The 783-nt window shown below is 70.0% G+C and carries 1 protein-coding gene; it reads right to left on the bottom strand.

Translation table 11 applies throughout. The features are described from left to right. Positions 1-783, bottom strand: a 783-nt coding sequence (locus AC5Y30_RS25435; protein ID WP_499922067.1) for a condensation domain-containing protein, incomplete at both ends; no start/stop codon positions are given.

Below are 783 nucleotides of genomic sequence, written 5' to 3'. Positions count from 1 at the left end.
ACTAGCAGCTGCGCCCAGGCCGCCTGCAGCACGGTGTTGACGGTGGTGTGCTGCGCGCGGGCCAGCTCGTTGAGCGCCCGCGTGGTCTGCTCCGACAACCGGTACGAGGTAACGCCTCGTTGCCCGAGCTGTGCGCGCCCCGGCGGGCCGATCAGCGTGGGGCTGTCAAAGTCGGCCAGCACCGCACCCCAGGCGGCGCGGGCGGCCTCGAGGTCCCTCTCGGCGAGCCAGCTGACAAAGCGGCGATACGGGACCGGCGCGGGCAGCCGCTGCCCCTGATAGCCGGCGAAGATTTCGGCCAGCAGAATCGGCAGCGACCAGCCGTCCACGACGATGTGGTGAGAGGTGACCACGATCCGGTGCTGCTCGGGAGCGGTGCGGATCAACGTCACCCGGAACGCCGGCGGGTCGCTGAGGTCGCAGACCGCCGCGCGTTCGGCCGCACACGCCGACTGAATCTGCTCGTCGGCCTCGACGCCGTCCAGGTCGACATACTGCCAGGGCACCTCGGGATCAGCGGGGATGACCTGCACCGGCTCGTCGAACTGTTGGCAGAACCGGGCCGCGAGGTTGGGATGGCGGTCGACGACCGCGCACACAGCCTCCCGCAGCCGGTGCCGGTGGAGGGGCCCGCTCAGCGCGATGTCCAGCTGCACCACATAGGCGTCGTCGCCGCCGTGTGCGGTGCTGGCGTGAAAAAGCAGCCCGTGCTGCATCGGGGTCAACGGCAACACGTCGGCGATCCGGCTCTTCTGCTCCAGGTCGTCCAGCTGGTGTTGGTGG

It is taken from the genome of Mycobacterium sp. NGS27 (genome assembly GCF_059813005.1).
This window is presented reverse-complemented; position numbering and strand designations above follow the sequence as displayed.